The 14,018-nt window shown below is 74.7% G+C and carries 18 protein-coding genes; 15 read left to right on the top strand and 3 right to left on the bottom strand.

Annotation, left to right across the window (positions count from 1 at the left end; all coding sequences use genetic code 11):
- Positions 1 to 7 precede the first annotated feature (7 nt).
- Positions 8 to 847 carry a DUF2567 domain-containing protein gene (locus ML5_RS19160; protein WP_013475795.1) on the top strand — a complete coding sequence of 280 codons (840 nt, stop codon included), beginning with the start codon at positions 8 to 10 and terminating at the stop codon, positions 845 to 847.
- Here ML5_RS19160 and ML5_RS19165 read toward each other — a convergent pair.
- Positions 813 to 1,517, bottom strand: a complete 705-nt coding sequence (locus ML5_RS19165; RefSeq protein ID WP_013287585.1) for an LON peptidase substrate-binding domain-containing protein — start codon at positions 1,515 to 1,517, stop codon at positions 813 to 815. The two genes, ML5_RS19160 and ML5_RS19165, sit on opposite strands and share 35 nt — an antisense overlap.
- A gap of 108 nt (positions 1,518 to 1,625) precedes the next feature.
- Here ML5_RS19165 and hisD point away from each other — a divergent pair, with 108 nt between their 5' ends.
- From hisD to hisF, 12 genes are all read left to right on the top strand, one after another.
- On the top strand, positions 1,626 to 2,951 hold the full coding sequence (gene hisD / locus ML5_RS19170) for a histidinol dehydrogenase (protein ID WP_013475796.1): 1,326 nt from the start codon (positions 1,626 to 1,628) through the stop codon (positions 2,949 to 2,951).
- Positions 2,948 to 4,021 (top strand): histidinol-phosphate transaminase, encoded by a 1,074-nt coding sequence (locus ML5_RS19175; RefSeq protein WP_013287583.1) that lies wholly within the window; start codon positions 2,948 to 2,950, stop codon positions 4,019 to 4,021. Before hisD ends, ML5_RS19175 begins: the two co-directional genes overlap by 4 nt.
- Positions 4,018 to 4,629 carry an imidazoleglycerol-phosphate dehydratase HisB gene (hisB, locus tag ML5_RS19180; protein ID WP_013475797.1) on the top strand — a complete coding sequence of 204 codons (612 nt, stop codon included), beginning with the start codon at positions 4,018 to 4,020 and terminating at the stop codon, positions 4,627 to 4,629. The genes ML5_RS19175 and hisB overlap by 4 nt, the downstream gene beginning before the upstream one ends.
- A 58-nt stretch (positions 4,630 to 4,687) precedes the next feature.
- Positions 4,688 to 4,855, top strand: a complete 168-nt coding sequence (locus ML5_RS32390) for a hypothetical protein (RefSeq protein ID WP_013475798.1) — start codon at positions 4,688 to 4,690, stop codon at positions 4,853 to 4,855.
- Complete coding sequence (gene hisH, locus ML5_RS19185) at positions 4,855 to 5,475, top strand: imidazole glycerol phosphate synthase subunit HisH (RefSeq protein WP_013475799.1); 621 nt, start codon at positions 4,855 to 4,857, stop codon at positions 5,473 to 5,475. Before ML5_RS32390 ends, hisH begins: the two co-directional genes overlap by 1 nt.
- A gap of 31 nt (positions 5,476 to 5,506) precedes the next feature.
- Positions 5,507 to 5,827: a hypothetical protein gene (locus tag ML5_RS19190; RefSeq protein WP_013475800.1), complete on the top strand. Its 321-nt coding sequence runs from the start codon at positions 5,507 to 5,509 to the stop codon at positions 5,825 to 5,827.
- Between the two features lie 19 nt (positions 5,828 to 5,846).
- Positions 5,847 to 6,575 (top strand): bifunctional 1-(5-phosphoribosyl)-5-((5-phosphoribosylamino)methylideneamino)imidazole-4-carboxamide isomerase/phosphoribosylanthranilate isomerase PriA, encoded by a 729-nt coding sequence (priA, locus tag ML5_RS19195; RefSeq protein ID WP_013287578.1) that lies wholly within the window; start codon positions 5,847 to 5,849, stop codon positions 6,573 to 6,575.
- The gene (locus ML5_RS19200; protein WP_013475801.1) at positions 6,572 to 6,997 is read left to right on the top strand and encodes a Rid family hydrolase; all 426 of its coding nucleotides are present in this window, start codon (positions 6,572 to 6,574) and stop codon (positions 6,995 to 6,997) included. The genes priA and ML5_RS19200 overlap by 4 nt, the downstream gene beginning before the upstream one ends.
- Positions 6,998 to 7,078: 81 nt before the next feature.
- A complete protein-coding gene (locus tag ML5_RS19205) occupies positions 7,079 to 7,525 on the top strand; it encodes a MarR family winged helix-turn-helix transcriptional regulator (RefSeq protein WP_013287576.1) in 447 nt (148 codons plus the stop codon).
- A gap of 1 nt (position 7,526) precedes the next feature.
- Entirely contained in the window at positions 7,527 to 7,952 is a 426-nt protein-coding gene (locus tag ML5_RS19210; RefSeq protein ID WP_013287575.1) for an organic hydroperoxide resistance protein, read from the top strand.
- Between the two features lie 52 nt (positions 7,953 to 8,004).
- Positions 8,005 to 9,012: an NADP-dependent oxidoreductase gene (locus ML5_RS19215; protein ID WP_013475802.1), complete on the top strand. Its 1,008-nt coding sequence runs from the start codon at positions 8,005 to 8,007 to the stop codon at positions 9,010 to 9,012.
- Between the two features lie 86 nt (positions 9,013 to 9,098).
- Positions 9,099 to 9,866: an imidazole glycerol phosphate synthase subunit HisF gene (hisF, locus tag ML5_RS19220; RefSeq protein ID WP_013287573.1), complete on the top strand. Its 768-nt coding sequence runs from the start codon at positions 9,099 to 9,101 to the stop codon at positions 9,864 to 9,866.
- Positions 9,867 to 9,874: 8 nt separating this feature from the next.
- Here hisF and ML5_RS19225 read toward each other — a convergent pair whose 3' ends face one another.
- Positions 9,875 to 10,336 carry a hypothetical protein gene (locus ML5_RS19225; RefSeq protein WP_013475803.1) on the bottom strand — a complete coding sequence of 154 codons (462 nt, stop codon included), beginning with the start codon at positions 10,334 to 10,336 and terminating at the stop codon, positions 9,875 to 9,877.
- A 116-nt stretch (positions 10,337 to 10,452) separates the two neighbouring features.
- Positions 10,453 to 11,088 (bottom strand): YitT family protein, encoded by a 636-nt coding sequence (locus tag ML5_RS19230; protein ID WP_013475804.1) that lies wholly within the window; start codon positions 11,086 to 11,088, stop codon positions 10,453 to 10,455.
- A gap of 59 nt (positions 11,089 to 11,147) precedes the next feature.
- Here ML5_RS19230 and ML5_RS19235 point away from each other — a divergent pair, with 59 nt between their 5' ends.
- Together ML5_RS19235 and ML5_RS19240 are read left to right on the top strand one after the other, a co-directional pair.
- The gene (locus ML5_RS19235; RefSeq protein ID WP_013475805.1) at positions 11,148 to 12,599 is read left to right on the top strand and encodes a PLP-dependent aminotransferase family protein; all 1,452 of its coding nucleotides are present in this window, start codon (positions 11,148 to 11,150) and stop codon (positions 12,597 to 12,599) included.
- A 111-nt stretch (positions 12,600 to 12,710) separates the two neighbouring features.
- Entirely contained in the window at positions 12,711 to 13,982 is a 1,272-nt protein-coding gene (locus ML5_RS19240; RefSeq protein WP_013475806.1) for a low temperature requirement protein A, read from the top strand.
- The last annotated feature ends 36 nt before the right edge of the window (positions 13,983 to 14,018 follow it).

Raw genomic sequence — 14,018 nt, forward strand, 5'->3', positions numbered from 1 at the left:
TCAACGGGTGAGTCCGGACACCCCTGAGCCCGAGCGGGCGCGCGAGCGCACCGACGGCACCGACGCGCGTACCGGCGACGCGGCCCCGCGTCCCGGCGACGCGTGGCCCGAGCGCGAGCAGCCGCCCGGCTGGCCCGGCGGTCTGCCGGTACCCGCCGGCACGCCGGTCACCGCGCCCGGCGCCGACCCGCTCGCCGGATACCCGGGCGTGGTGGCGGAGCTACCCGGCGCCGACGCCACCCGATCCGGCCGCCCGCTGCTCACCACGCTCGGCGTGGTCGCGCTGCTCACCGCGCTCGGCGCGCCGCTGGGCCTGCTGTGGGCATGGGCGGCGCCCGCCACCCCGGTCCGGCAGACCCCCGCCGGCACGGTCTACGCGACCACGCAGCCGGAGCAGCCGATCGCCGCGGACGGCTGGTTCAGCCTCCTGACGCTCGGCTTCGGCGTGCTCGCCGCGATCGCCCTGTGGGTGCTGCTGCGCCGCCGGCGCGGCCCGGCCGGCCTGCTCGCGGTGACGCTCGGCGGTCTCGGCGCGGCGGTGGTGGCCTGGCAGGTCGGCCGCCGGATCGGGCTGTCGACGTTCCAGCGGCTGGTGGAGACCGCGCCGCCGGGCACCGCCTTCACCAAGCCCGTCGACCTGCGCGCAGGCGGCGTCGACTGGTACGGCCCGCTGCCGGTGCCGCACGGGAACCTGCTGCTCGCCGCGTTCGGCGCCGCCGTCACGTACACGCTGCTGGCGGGCTGGTCACGGTGGCCGTCGCTGCGGCCGGAGCCGGAGCCCGACGCGGCCTGGCCGCCGCCCCCGCCCGGGTTCAGTTCGGCGCCGGGGGACCAGCCAGCTCGCTGAGCGGCACCGGCACCGCGCGCACCTGCCGCAGCAACGCCGTCTCCCGGTTGAGCAGGCGCAGCTCGGCGCGCAGCCGCCCGGCGGTGTCGTCGACGGCGAGCAGCCGCTGCCGGTCGGCGACGGTCAGCGCGGCGGTCGCGGCGACCAGGTGCGACAGGACCGTCGGATCCTCCGGCAGCTGCTCGGTGATCTCCTGCTGGTCCGGCCGGATCAGGCCCAGGTATTGCCGGAACACCGAGATCACCCGGGCCGCCAGCAGGTCGGAGACCTCGTCCGGGCCGTCCGGCTCCGGCAGCCACTCCACCTCGGCGGTCAGGTACGGCTCGGCGGAGGCGTCCACCTCGGCGACCCGGAACCGCCGCCGCCCGACGGTGACGATGTCGAAGCCGCCGTCGGCCAGCTCGGTGACCTGCCGCAGCTCGGCGGTGCAGCCGACCTCGTGCAGCGTGACGTCGCCGCCGGGCGGCCCGGAACGCCCCGGCGGCCCGGCCGGCGCGACCTCCCAGCCGGCCTGGATCGCCACCACGCCGAACTCGCGCGGCGCGCCCTCGGGCAGGCCCACGAGGTGGCGCACCAGCGCCTTGTAGCGCTCCTCGAAGATGTGCAGCGGAAGGACCAGCCCGGGGAAGAGGACGGTCCCGAGCGGGAACACCGGCAGCCGTGCGCTCACGTGATCGAGCGTATCGCCAACCCGCCCGCCCGCGCGTGTCCCGGCTCACCGTCCCGGCGTGCGGGCGGCCCCGGCCGGTGACACCGGCGGCGGCCTAGACTCGCAGGCGTGCTGAATCGGATCGACCTGCGCGGCGGGGCCCGTGACCCGCGCCGCCTGCTGCCCCGTGCCCAGCTCGACGTCTCCGTGGCGGTCGAGCGGATCCGCCCGCTCGTGGAGGCGGTCCGGGACCATGGGTACCCGGCGATCCGGGAGGCGAGCGAACGGTTCGACGGCGTCTCGCCGGAGCGGCTGCGGGTGCCGGTCGAGACGATCCGCGCCGCCGAGGACGAGCTGGACCCGCAGGTACGCGCCGCGCTGCTGGAGTCGATCACCCGGGCCCGCAAGGTCCACGCCGACCAGCGCCGCACCGACCACACCACGACTGTGGTGCCCGGCGGCACTGTGACCGAGCGGTGGGTGCCGGTCGACCGGGTCGGTCTCTACGTGCCCGGCGGCCTGGCCATGTACCCGTCGACGGTGGTGATGAACGTGGTCCCGGCCCAGGCGGCTGGGGTGCGCTCCCTGGTGGTGGTGAGCCCGCCGCAGAAGGACAACGACGGGCTGCCGGACCGCCGGGTCCTCGCGGCGTGCGCGCTGCTCGGCGTGGACGAGGTGTACGCGGTCGGCGGCGCCCAGGCGGTCGCCATGCTCGCGTACGGCGCGGGCGTCGACCCGGCCGGGGACGAGCGCTGCGAGCCGGTCGACATGATCACCGGTCCGGGCAACATCTGGGTCACCGCCGCGAAGCGGCTGCTGCGCGGCGTGGTCGGCATCGACGCCGAGGCCGGCCCGACCGAGATCGCGATCCTGGCCGACGACACCGCCGACCCGGCGCACGTCGCGGCCGACCTGATCAGCCAGGCCGAGCACGACCCCCTCGCCGCGAGCGTGCTGGTCACCCCGTCCACGGCGCTGGCCGACGCGGTCGACGCGGAGCTGGCCCGGCAGGCGCCGGCGGCCAAGCACGCCGAGCGGATCGGCACCGCGCTGCGCGGCGAGCAGAGCGGCGTGGTCCTGGTCGACGACCTGGAGGCAGGGCTGCGGGTGGTCGACGCGTACGCGGCCGAGCACCTGGAGATCCAGACCGAGAACGCCCGCGACTGGGCGCTGCGGGTCCGCAACGCCGGGGCGGTGTTCGTCGGCGCCTGGTCGCCGGTGTCGCTCGGCGACTACTGCGCGGGCTCCAACCACGTGCTGCCCACCGGCGGCTGCGCCCGGCACTCCTCCGGGCTGTCCGTGCAGTCGTTCCTGCGCGGCGTGCACCTGGTCGAATACACCCAGGACGCGCTGCGCGACGTGGCGCCGCACGTGGTCACGCTGGCGACCGTGGAGGACCTGCCCGCGCACGGCCAGGCGGTCAGCGTCCGGTTCCCCGGGGGCGGCCCGTCGTGACCACGCTCGACGACCTGCCGATCCGCGACGACCTGCGCGGACGGACGCCGTACGGGGCGCCGCAGCTCGACGTGCCGGTGCGGCTGAACACCAACGAGAACTCCTACCCGGTGCCCGAGCCGGTGGTGGAGGCGATCGGCAAGGCGGTCGCCGCCGAGCTGCGCGACCTCAACCGCTACCCGGACCGGGACGCGGTGGCGCTGCGCGCCGACCTGGCCGCCTACCTCGGCCACGGGCTCACCGCCGACCACGTGTGGGCGGCGAACGGCTCCAACGAGATCCAGCAGCAGCTGCTCCAGGCGTTCGGCGGTCCGGGGCGCACCGCGCTCGGGTTCACCCCGGCGTACTCGATGCACCCGCTGCTGACGCTCGGCACCGGCACCCGGTGGGTGCCCGCCCGGCGCGGCGAGGACTTCGGGCTCACCGCCGGCGAGGCGGTGGCCCAGGTCCGCGAGCACCGGCCGGACGTGGTGTTCCTCTGCTCGCCGAACAACCCGACCGGCACCGCGCTCGACCCGGCGGTGGTCGCCGCCGTGCTGGACGAGGCACCAGGCATGGTGATCGTGGACGAGGCGTACGCCGAGTTCGCCCGTCCCGGCACGGTGAGCGCGCTCGCCGTGCTGCCCGGTCACCCGCGGCTGGTGGTGACCCGCACCATGAGCAAGGCGTTCGGGTTCGCCGGCGGCCGGCTCGGCTACCTGGCGGCCGACCCGGCGGTGGTGGACGCGGTGCAGCTGGTCCGGCTGCCGTACCACCTGTCCGCACTCACCCAGGCCGCCGCCCGCGCGGCGCTGGCGCACCGGGACGCTCTGCTCGGCACCGTGGCCGCGATCAAGGAGCAGCGGGACCGGATCGTCGCCGAGCTGCGCGCCCGGGGCCACCGGGTGGCCGACAGCGACGCCAACTTCGTGCTGTTCGCCGTCGAGGGGGACCAGGCGGTGGCCTGGCGTACCCTGCTCGATGCCGGCGTGCTGGTGCGCGACGTCGGCCTGCCCGGCTGGCTGCGCGTCACCGCCGGAACCCCGACCGAGACCGACGCCTTCCTCACCGCGATGGAGACAGTTTCATGAGCCGGATCGCCCGGATCGAGCGGGTCACAAACGAGACGAAGGTGCTCGTCGAGATCGACCTCGACGGCACCGGCAAGGCCGAAATCGAGACCGGCGTCGGCTTCTACGACCACATGCTCAACCAGATTGCCCGGCACGGCGGCTTCGACCTGACCGTGCACACCGTCGGTGACCTGGAGATCGACGCGCACCACACGATGGAGGACACCGCGCTCGCGCTGGGCGCGGCGTTCGACCGGGCGCTGGGCGACAAGGCCGGCATCCGGCGGTACGGCTCGGCGACCGTCCCGATGGACGAGGTGCTGGTCCGGGCCGCGGTGGACCTGTCCGGCCGCCCGTACGTGGTGCACGACGAGCCGGCGCTGGCCCCGTACATCGGGCCGGTCTACCCGACGAGCATGACCCGGCACATCTGGGAGTCGTTCGGCCAGTCGGCCCGGATCACGCTGCACGTGGACGTGCTGCGCGCGGCTCGTCCCGGCGGCCACCCGGACGCGCACCACGTGGTCGAGGCGCAGTTCAAGGCCGTCTCCCGCGCGCTGCGCGAGGCCACCGCGCTGGATCCGCGTAACGCTGGTGTGGTGCCGTCGACGAAGGGCGCTCTCTGATGAGCGCGAGGAACGCAGCGCAGCGGAGTCCCGCAGTCGCGAATGGAAGGTGGCTCTGATGAAGGTGCTGCCCACGCTTCTGTTGATCCTGGCCGGCCTGCTGGTCGGCGGGACGTGGTCGCTGCTCAAGCAGGGCGCGCCCCGCGCCGCCGTGGTGATCACCGGCCTGCTGGCCCTGCTGGCGACCGCTGCCGGGGTGCTCTGGCTGCTGCCGGGGGAGAGCTGATGGCACGGGTGGTGGTGCTCGACTACGGCTCGGGCAACCTGCGGTCGGCCGAGCGCGCGGTGGCGCGCGCCGGCGCCGAGGTGACTGTCACCGACGACCTGGACGCCGCCGCGTCGGCCGACGGTCTGGTGGTGCCGGGCGTGGGCGCGTTCGCCGCGTGCATGGCCGGGATCGAGGCGCTGGGCGCCGGGCCGGTCATCGCCGACCGGGTCGCCGCCGGGCGGCCGGTGCTGGGCATCTGCGTCGGCATGCAGATCCTGTTCGGGCACGGCGAGGAGCACGGCGTGGTCACCAAGGGGCTCGGGCTGCTGCCGGGCGGCGTGACCCGGCTGCCCGCGCGGCGGCTGCCGCACATGGGCTGGAACACCGTGCGGCCACCGGCCGGCTCGACGCTGTTCGCCGGGCTGCCGGACGACACCCGGTTCTACTTCGTCCACTCCTACGGCGTGACCGACCCGGCGGCGCTGGCCGAGGCGGGTGCCGCGGTGACCACCTCGCACCACGGCGCGGACTTCGTCGCGGCGGTGGAGCGGGGGCCGCTGTCGGCCGCGCAGTTCCACCCGGAGAAGTCGGCCGACGCCGGTGCCGCGCTGCTGCGCAACTGGCTCGGCACGCTGTGACCGGCCCGCTGGCGGGCACGCGGGCGTCCGCGTGAGCAAGGAGCGGGCCCGCCGCCGCGCGGCGCGCGAGGCCGAGCAGGAGCGGGCGCGCGCCGTCCGCGCCCGCCGGGTGGCGCGCCGGGAGCGGCGTCGTTCCCTGGTACGCCGGCTGACGCCGTCGCTGCGGCGCGGCCGTACCGGCCGGCTGCGCCGGCACACCCGCCGCGAGCGGGCGACGATCCTGGTGCTCACCGTGGTGGCGGTGGTCGCCATCTGGAATCTGGTGGACGACCTCGCGCTGCGGCTGGTGCTGGTCGTGTTGTTGTTGCTGGTCCTGCCCGCGGTTGTGGTGATCGCGCTGGACCGTCGTTGAGGATCCGAGGAGAGAAGCGTTGAGCCTCACCCTGTTGCCCGCCGTGGACGTCGCCGACGGCCAGGCCGTCCGGCTCGTGCAGGGCGCCGCCGGTAGCGAGACCGCGTACGGCGACCCGCTGGACGCGGCTCTGGCCTGGCAGTCCGACGGCGCGGAGTGGATCCACCTGGTCGACCTGGACGCGGCGTTCGGGCGGGGCTCCAACGCCGCGCTGCTCGCCGAGGTGGTCGGCAAGCTGGACGTGAAGGTGGAGCTGTCCGGCGGCATCCGTGACGACGAGTCGCTGCGGGCGGCGCTCGGCACCGGGGCGGCCCGGGTCAACATCGGCACCGCCGCGCTGGAGGATCCGCAGTGGTGCGACCGGATCTGCGGCGAGTACGGCGACCGGGTGGCGATCGGGCTGGACGTGCGCGGCCGTACCCTGTCGGCGCGCGGCTGGACCCGCGACGGCGGTGACCTCTACGAGGTGCTGGCCCGGCTGGACGCCGCGGGCGCGGCGCGGTACGTGGTCACCGACATCACCAAGGACGGCACCATGCGCGGGCCGAACCTGGACCTGCTGCGCGAGGTGTGCGCCCGCACCGACGCCCCGGTGATCGCCTCCGGTGGTGTGTCCACGCTGGACGACCTGCGGGCGCTGGCCACGCTGGAGCCGGTGGGGGTGGAGGGCGTGATCGCCGGCAAGGCGCTCTACGCGGGCGCGTTCACCGTCGCCGAGGCGCTGGCGGCCCTGCGGGCCGGCGCGTGACGGCCGAGCCGGCCGAGAGGCCGGTGGACGCCGGGGTGGTGACCCGGCTCGGCTCGGGCGGCCCGTGGGAGGCGCTCTACGGCTACTCGCGGGTGGTCCGGGCCGGCACACTGGCGATCACGGCCGGCTGCACGTCCACAGTCGACGGCCGGGTCGCGCACGCCGGTGACGCGGCGGCGCAGACCGCGCAGGCGATCCGGATCGGCCTGGACGCGCTGGCCGAGGTCGGCGCCGGGCCGGGGGACGTGGTGCGGACCCGGATGTACGTGACGGACCGGATCTACGCCGACGAGGTGGGCCGGGCGCACAACGCGGTGTTCGGCCCGGTGCGCCCGGTCGCCACGATGGTGGTGGTGGCCGGGCTGATCGACCCGGATCTCCTGGTCGAGGTCGAGCTGGAGGCGTACCTGCCGGACCGCTGAGCGGTGCCGGGTGACCGGCGCCGCACCGCCCCACGCCCCGATAAGTTGTGCACAACTTGATTGCACGCTACGGTTCAGGGCGTGACCGATGATCTGGTACTGCGCCGGCAGGTGTGCTTCGCGCTCTACGCGGCGTCGCGCGCCCTGACCGACGTCTACCGGCCCATCCTCGACGAGCACGGGCTGACCTACCCGCAGTACCTGGTGCTGCTGGTGCTCTGGGAGCACGACGACGACGCCCCCACGGTCTCCGAGCTCGGCGCTGCGCTCCGGCTCGACTCCGGCACGCTCTCCCCGCTGCTCAAGCGGCTGGAGGCGGCCGGTCTGGTGGTGCGTACCCGCTCGGCGGCGGATGAGCGCCGGGTCGAGGTGGGCCTCACCGACCGGGGCCGGGCGCTGCGGGAGCGGATGGGTGACGTGCCGCGGCAGGTGGCATCCGCCACCGGGCTCACCGAGGCCGAGCTGGTCTTCCTCCACGGCATCCTCACCCGGGTCACCGAGACGATCCACCGACAGAAGGAGCAGTGACATGCAGGTGCTCTACACCGCCTCCGCCCGCGCCACCGGCGACGGCCGCGACGGTCACGTCCGGACCTCCGACGGCACGGTCGAGCTGGACCTCGCCGTACCGAAGGAGATGGGCGGCGCCGGCGGCGCGGCCAACCCGGAGCAGCTCTTCGCGGCCGGCTACGCGGCCTGCTTCCACTCCGCGCTGCGCGTGGTGGCCCGCCAGGCCAAGGCGGACGTCTCCGGCTCCGTCGTCGAGGCCGAGGTGGGCATCGGCCCGAACGGCAGCGGCGGTTACGGCCTGGCCGTGACGCTCGTGGTGGACCTGCCCGCTGTCGAGCGCGCGGCCGCCGAGCAGCTCGTCGACGCGGCCCACCAGGTCTGCCCCTACTCCAACGCGACCCGTGGGAACGTCGAGGTGACCCGCACGGTCCGCGAGGCCCTGTGAGCACGAGGAGTGCAGCGCAGCGGAGCCCCGCAGTGCGAACCGAGGAGGCCCGATGAGTGAGGCGCGCGTCAACCGGGAGATCCACCTGGCGTCCCGGCCGGACGGCTGGCCGACGCCGGAGAACTTCCGGCTGGTCACCACCGAGGTGCCGACGCCGGGCCCGGGACAGGTAGTGGTCCGCAACCGGTTCATGTCCGTCGACCCGTACATGCGCGGGCGGATGAACGACGTCAAGTCGTACGTGCCGCCGTTCGCGCTCGACGCCCCGCTGGACGGCGGCGCGATCGGTGAGGTGGTGGCCGGCGAGGCCGGTGGCGTCAAGCCCGGCGACACGGTGCTGCACGGGCTCGGCTGGCGCGAGTACGCGCTGGTGGACGCCAAGGGCGTCCGCAAGGTCGATCCCGGCCTGGCGCCGGTCACCGCGTACCTGGGCGTGCTCGGCATGACCGGGCTGACCGCGTACGCCGGGCTGCTCGACGTGGCGGCGATGAAGCCGGGGGAGACCGTGTTCGTCTCCGGCGCGGCCGGCGCGGTGGGCAGCATGGTGGGCCAGATCGCGAAGCTGCGCGGCGCCGGCCGGGTGATCGGCAGCGCTGGTTCCGCGGCGAAGGTGGAACGACTCACCGCGCTCGGCTTCGACGCCGCCTTCGACTACCACGACGGCCCGGTGTACAAGCAGCTCAAAGCGGCCGCCCCGGACGGCGTCGACGTGTACTTCGACAACGTCGGCGGCGATCACCTGGAGGCCGCGATCGGGGCGATGAACCTGCACGGCCGGGCCGCCATCTGCGGCATGATCGCGCAGTACAACGCCACCGAGCCGCCCGCCGCGCCACGCAACCTGGCGCTGGTGATCGGCAAGCGGCTGACGCTGCGTGGCTTCCTCGTCGGTGACCACGGTCACCTGCGGGAGCAGTTCGTGCAGGAGGTGGCGGGCTGGCTGCGGGAGGGTCGGCTGTCGTACGACGAGACGATCGTCGACGGCATCGAGCAGGCCCCCGAGGCGTTCCTCGGCCTGCTGCGCGGCGAGAACCTCGGCAAGATGCTGGTCCGTCTCTGACCGGTGCGAACGCACTCCACCGCGGGCGGCGGTGACCGGCCTCACCGGCGGGTCACCACCGCCCGCGCGTTCGTTAGGCTCGGGGCATGACGGTGGCGGTACGGGTCATCCCGTGTCTGGACGTGGACGCCGGGCGCGTGGTCAAGGGGGTCAACTTCCTCGACCTGCGTGACGCCGGCGACCCGGTGGAGCTGGCGGCGGCGTACGACCGGGCCGGCGCGGACGAGCTGACCTTCCTCGACGTCACCGCCTCGTCCAGCGACCGGGGCACCATGCTCGACGTGGTGCGGCGCACCGCCGAGTCGGTCTTCATCCCGCTGACAGTGGGCGGCGGTGTCCGCCGGGTCGCCGACGTCGACACGTTGCTGCGCGCCGGTGCGGACAAGGTCGGCGTGAACACCGCGGCCATCGCCCGGCCGGAGCTGATCGCCGAGATCGCCGACCGGTTCGGCCGGCAGGTCCTGGTGCTCTCGCTGGACGTGCGCCGCGCACCGGACGGCACGACGCCGAGCGGTTTCGAGGTGACCACGCACGGCGGCCGGCGGGGCACCGGGCTGGACGCGGTCGAGTGGGCGGCGCGCGGCGCCGAGCTGGGCGCGGGCGAGATCCTGCTCAACTCGATGGACGCCGACGGCACCAAGGCCGGGTTCGACCTGCCGCTGATCCAGGCGGTCCGCGAGGTGGTCGACGTGCCGGTGATCGCCAGCGGCGGCGCGGGCGAGGTGGCCCACTTCCCACCGGCCGTCGGCGCCGGGGCGGACGCGGTGCTCGCGGCGAGCGTCTTCCACTTCGGCGAACTCACAGTCGGCGAGGTCAAGGACGCGCTGCGCGGCGCGGGCCACCCGGTGCGCTGAGGCGGCGGTCACTGCCGGCCGGAGTGCCCCTCGGGGGAGCGGCGCGGCATCGGGATCGACCGGACCACGTACTCCTGCACGGCGGCGGCGTGGTCGTCCTGGTCGAGGTGCCACTCGGACTCGGCGGGCGGGTGCCGCCGGGTCAGCACGCCCTGCACGGTGTCCACTGTGGTGCCGAGACCGGCGCTGGGCCGGGTGCGCCAGAGCCGCTCACCGTCCGGGGTGACCCGGAACCAGCCGTCGGCCACGCTGACCAGGCCCGCGCCGACGAGCCGCCGGACCGCGCCCTCCACCTCGTGCCGCTCCGGGATGGCCTGGTTGAGGTGGTCGGCTGTGGAGAGGACGTCGGCCAGCCGTACGCCTTCGGGGCGGCGTGTCGCGGCGGCCCGCCGGTGCCGGCCGGCGCCACTGGCGATGACAAGCGCGACGAAGATCCAGGCGTCGCTCCAACGCCATCCGTTCTCCCCCATGCAGGAATGATGCCCGGCCGCGACGGCGGAGGAAACACCTGGTTTCCCGGTTGTGCGTCGTCGCAGCTCAGCGCGCTGCGGTCGGTACCGGGCCGTGGCGGTCGGCCCGGCTGCGGTCACGTAGCGTACGCACCGGCCGCCGGCCGTGCGGGCAGCGCGAAGACCGGGATGAAGAACTGGGCCAGCGGGCCGATGGTGAGCGCGTACGCCACCGTGCCGAGGCCGACGGTGCCGCCGAGCAGCCAGCCGAGCGCCAGCACGGTGATCTCGATGACGGTGCGGACGAGCCGGACCGAGAAGCGGGGGTGGCGGGCGACGAAGCCGGTCATCAGCCCGTCGCGCGGGCCGGGGCCGAGCCCGGCGCCGAGGTAGAGGCCGGTGGCGGCGCCGTTGGCGACGATCCCGGCGACGAGCAGCGCGACGCGTGCCGGCATGCCCTCTCCGGGCGGCAGCACGGTCAGGGTGGCGTCGACGACCAGTCCGATCACCACGACGTTGCTGACCGTGCCGAGGCCGGGCCGCTGCCGCAGCGGGATCCAGAGCAGCAGCACGAGGGCGCCGACGGCGATGGTGACGGTGCCGAAGGACAGGCCGGTCTGCCGGGCGAGCCCCTGGTGGAACACGTCCCACGGGTCCAGCCCCAGCTCCGACCGGATCATCAGCGCCATGCTCACGCCGTAGAGGACCAGCCCGGCGTAGAGCTGGGTGAGCCGCCGCACCGGTCGGTGCCGGAGATTGCCAAGCTGTGCCATGCATGCCACCCTAGGGGCCAATCGCGGCTATCAAGGGTGCCAATTTCGGAGGTGTGGCCATGACCAGCCAGGTGCGCGGCGTCCAATTGGCGCGACTCCTCGGCCAGTGGCATGCCCTGCCGGGCCGCCGGCGCAGCCCCGACTACGCCGCGCTCGCCGGCGCCGTCCGCGGGTTGCTCGCCGACGGGCGGCTGCCTCTCGGGGTACGCCTGCCGGCCGAGCGGGAGCTGGCCGAGGCGCTGCGGATCAGCCGGACCACTGTCACCGCCGCGTACCGGGAACTGCGGGAGAGCGGCCACCTGGCCAGCCGCCGTGGCGCGGGGAGCTGGACCATGCTGCCCGGCGGGCACCGGGTGGCCAGCACCGGCCTGTGGACGCCGCTCGACGACCGCGACATGATCGACCTCGGCGTGGCCGCGCTGTCCGCGCCCCCGCAGCTCGTCCCCGCCGCCCGGGCCGCGGCCGAGGACCTGCCCCGCTACCTCGGCGGCGCCGGCTACCACCCGACCGGCATCATCGAGCTGCGCGAGGCGGTGGCCCGCGCCTACACCGAACGCGGTCTGCCCACCAGCCCGGAGCAGATCATGGTCACCAGCGGCACCCAGCACGCGCTGGACCTGGTGCTGCGGCTGGCCCTGTCGCCCGGCGGCGCCGTGCTCGTCGAGTCGCCCACCTACCCCAACGCGCTGGCCGCGCTGTCCGCCCGGCGGGCCCGGATCGCCACGCACGGCCTGTCCGACGAGGGCTGGGACGCCGAACTTCTGCTCGGCAGCCTCCGGCAGACCCGGCCGAAGCTGGCGTACGTGATCCCCGAGTTCCAGAACCCGACGGGCCACCTCATGGCCGCCGACCTGCGCGAGCGGCTGGTCGGCACGGCCCACGCGGCCGGCACCGACCTGGTGGTCGACGAGTCCTTCGTCGACCTGCCGCTGGACGACACCACGCTGCCGCCGCCGGTGGCCGTCTTCGACAGGCACTCCCGGGTGATCAGCATCGGCGGCATGAGCAAGCCCTACTGGGGCGGGCTGCGGATCGGCTGGGTCCGCGCCTCCGCGCCCCAGGTGCAGCGGCTGGCCGCGGCCCGGGTCGGGGTGGACATGGCCAGCCCGGTGCTCGACCAGCTCGTCGCCGTGCACCTGCTCACCGAGGCGCCGGCCATCGTGGCGGCCCGCCGGGCCCAGCTCGTCGCCCAGCGGGACGCCCTGGTCGCGGCGCTCGCCGACCGGCTGCCCGACTGGCGCGTACGCGTGCCGAGCGGCGGTGTCACGCTCTGGGCCGAGCTGGACGGCCCGATCTCCAGCGCGCTGGCCCGCGCGGCCGAGGAGGTCGGCGTACGGCTGGCGCCCGGACCGCGGTTCGGCCTGGACGGGACGCTGGAGCGTTTCCTGCGGCTGCCCTTCACCCTGCCCGCTGACGAGCTGGTGGAGGCGGTCGGGCGCCTCGCGGCGGTCCGCTACGACCTGGACCGCACCAGCCGCACGCAGTGGCGGGAGCCGAGCGTCATCGCCTGAGCGCGCGGTGCCCGTTCCGGTGGTGAATGCGTCGAACGACGGCTGCGGGACGGACGGTGCCCGCACACTGCCCCAGTGGGGAACGGGAGCGGTGTCCGGCGGTCGTGGACCGTGCGGTCCGCCGCCCCGGGTTCCCGCACCACCCGGCTGGAACTCTTCTACGACCTGGTCTTCGTCTTCGCGTTCCTGAACGTCACCACGCTCACCGCCTCGGAGCTCACGCCGGCCAACCTCTACCGCTTCCTGCTGGTGCTGGCGCTGCTCTGGTGGTCGTGGACCGGCTTCGCCCGGATGGGCAACTTCTTCCGCGCCGACCAGGGTGTGCTGCCGCTGGTCGGCTTCGTCACGGTGGCGGCGACGTTCCTGCTGGTGCTCAGCGAGCCCAGCGCGTTCGAGGACCTCCCCGGCGGGCTGCCCGGCCCGCTGGTCTTCGCCGGCTGCTACTTCGTGATCCGGATGGCCCAGCTCACCGTCTTCGGCTGGGTGGACCGCGCCGACCCGGTCCGGCGCCGCCGGCTGCTGCTGCGCGCCGCGTTCCCGGCCGCCGCCACGGTGCTGCTGGTCATCGCCGGAACCGTGCCGACGCGGCTGCCGCAGGAGCGGTTCGCGATCCCGCTGCAACTGGCGCTCTGGACGCTGGCGCTGCTCGTCGAGTACGTCGGCGGGGTGACGCTCGCCCGTCAGTGGTGGGTGGTGGTCTCGGCCGGGCACTGGGCCGAACGGCACGCGCTGATCGTGCTGGTCGCGCTCGGTGAGTCGATCATCGCCCTCGGCTTCGGCCCGAAGCACGGGCTGCCGCTGACCGGGCCGGTGGCGGTGTCGGCGCTGCTCGGCATCGTGGTCGTCGCGGCGCTGTGGTGGGCGTACTTCGACACGCTCGCGTTCGCGCTGGAACAGGCGCTGCACCACGCCCGGGACGAGGCCACCCGGCTCCGGTTGGCCAGGGACGTCTACACGTTCATGCACCTGCCGATGGTCGCCGGGATCATCCTCTACGCGCTCGGCCTCAAGGATCTGCTGGCCGAGGCCGCCGACCCGGCCACGCCCACCTGGGGGCTGCCGCTGGGCGACTTCTGGGGCGCGATCCTGTTCGGCGGGGTGGCGTTGCACCTGCTCAGCCTCGCCGGGTGCTGGTGGCTCGCGCTGCGCGAGGTGCACCGGCCGCTGCTGCTCACGGTGGTGGCGCTGGTGGTGGTCGGCCCGTTCGTCTTCCGTATCCCGGAGCTGATCGCGCTCGGTGTGCTCGCGGTGATCACCGGCGTCGGTGTCACCTGGGAGACGCGCCGCGAGGACGGCCTCCGGCGCCGGGTACGCCGGCTCGCGCTGGAGGAGCAGATCGCCGCCGAGGCCGAACAGAGCCGGTGGCGGCGGGGGCACCTGTGAACGGCGTGCGGCCGTGCCCCGGGACGGTGGGGCACG

It is taken from the genome of Micromonospora sp. L5, from assembly GCF_000177655.2.
In the GTDB taxonomy this organism is placed as follows: Bacteria; Actinomycetota; Actinomycetes; order Mycobacteriales; family Micromonosporaceae; genus Micromonospora; species Micromonospora aurantiaca.